The 1,797-nt window shown below is 39.0% G+C and carries 2 protein-coding genes; both read left to right on the forward strand.

Annotated features, from left to right (window positions below; genetic code table 11):
- The first annotated feature begins 97 nt into the window (after window positions 1–97).
- Window positions 98–1,243, forward strand: coding sequence for a DUF4253 domain-containing protein (locus tag T538_RS0113745; protein WP_031534611.1), 1,146 nt, complete (start codon window positions 98–100; stop codon window positions 1,241–1,243).
- A gap of 16 nt (window positions 1,244–1,259) precedes the next feature.
- Window positions 1,260–1,691 (forward strand): hypothetical protein, encoded by a 432-nt coding sequence (locus T538_RS0113750; RefSeq protein ID WP_031534613.1) that lies wholly within the window; start codon window positions 1,260–1,262, stop codon window positions 1,689–1,691.
- The last annotated feature ends 106 nt before the right edge of the window (window positions 1,692–1,797 follow it).

Below are 1,797 nucleotides of genomic sequence, written 5' to 3' on the forward strand. Positions count from 1 at the left end.
AAAAAAGACCCCGAGGCGCATATTTACTGGGCTTCGGGGAGGATTTTTATTGCCTTTTGAGTTTTACAGGACAGCAATAATTAATAATCAAACAAAAATGAGCGAAAGTAACGAAAATCAATCAGGATGCGGATGCATTTTTAGTATTATTGCTCTCATCGCAGGACTAGCTAAAATCGTCATTAGCTTTTCAAAACTTGGAGGCGGATCTGGTGCAATAATTGGTATCGTTGTCGCTATTGCAATTGCGATAATCTTTTTTGCCATTGAAGCATCAAAAGAGGAAACAAATTCAGACGATGATGACGACCCAACGGGCTATGCTGCACGAGAGAAGCGAGAAAAGGCAAAACAAAAGATGCAAGAACTTCAGAACAGTATTGAAGAAAACGACACAAAACAAGAAGGCAGTACTACTACCTACGGATTAAACGAAGTTGTAAACAACGAAACACCCACATCATCTACAAAAGATAAAGAAGAATATGATGATGAAGAGTGTGAAGACAAAGAGTTGGTCGAGAAATTCAAAAAACTCATCGACTGCCCATGCCGATTCTACGGTACAGACTCTTCAGATGAACTTTTGAAAGATTACAATGAATCTCTTGAACGCGGAAAAAGAGAAGGATTTATTCCATTCATTATCTTTGTAGACGACAACTTGCTGATGGATATAATGTTCGAATTCGACCATGAATGTGACGACGAAATTGACATTGAAAAGATTCGCACAATGCGCAAAGAACTGATAGCCAACGCATCGTCATACGAAGGAAAAAGATGGCTCGATGAAATGCTGAAAGAATATAAGGAAGATTCAGAGCATTATCAGGAGATTTTGGGCAGCCCTTCAGACGAAGGATATGAAATTCCAGAATTATACCTTGAAAGTTCAAACGAGGAATATCCTGCGCTTTTAGCAGAAGTTCCAGTCAGCGCACCATGGCATTTGTTCGCATGGTTCCCGTTCGGCAATTGGAACGGTTGCCCAGACAAGAAGGCTCTTGTGAACGTAGGCAGATACTGGTTCGAACAGTATGGAGCAATCCCAGCATTCATTACGCACGATACTCTCGAGATGACAGTTCCACATCCAGTAAGCGACGCACAGAGTCTTTATTTAGCAAAAGAACAATATGCCTACTGTCTTGACCAAGTTAAGCAGAGCGGTCTGCAAACAATACATGCTTTAGCAGACAGTCTGCGAACATCAACCGTATGGCATTTCTGGTGGGATTAGAAATTAAAAATAAATTATGACCAAAAGTAACAAAAATCCATCAGAAAATCCCATAGACGGATGCGCATGCATTAGTTGTATTCTTATTCTCTCAGCTGTACTACTCAGAATCGGCTATGGACTTGAAGGACTTGGAGTTAGTCGTGGTGTAGTAGCAGGTATCTTTATAGTGATTTTAATTGCATATGTAATTGGTATTCCAATTGTTGTAATCACTTTTGTCGTTAAAGCATTTAAAAATAATACAATATCAGAGGAAGAGGAAAGTTTGGTCGAAGAATCAAGAAAAGAGGATGTCGAGAAATTCAAAAAAGTAATAGACTGTCCATGCCGATACTACGATAATGGGACTTCAGACGAACTTTTGAAAGATTACAACGAATCTCTTGAACGTGGGAAAAGAGAAGGCTTTATTCCAATTTATTGCTGTCCGGTAAAATATTTTTAGTGTGAAAAAATTTAAGGTCGTATTCCTCGCATGGAATCCGACCCTTTTTGTTATCTTTGTTTTAACCACAAAACAGCAATAACATGGGCAAAGATAGCAATTTTAC

It is taken from the genome of Bacteroides sp. Ga6A2, assembly GCF_000702225.1.
In the GTDB taxonomy this organism is placed as follows: Bacteria; Bacteroidota; Bacteroidia; order Bacteroidales; family Bacteroidaceae; genus Ga6A1.

Bases quoted from the DNA above. Each gene is read 5' to 3' on its own strand.
- T538_RS0113750 (WP_031534613.1), top strand. From the start codon at position 1,260: ATGACCAAAAGTAACAAAAATCCATCAGAAAATCCCATAGACGGATGC.
- T538_RS0113745 (WP_031534611.1), top strand. From the start codon at position 98: ATGAGCGAAAGTAACGAAAATCAATCAGGATGCGGATGCATTTTTAGT.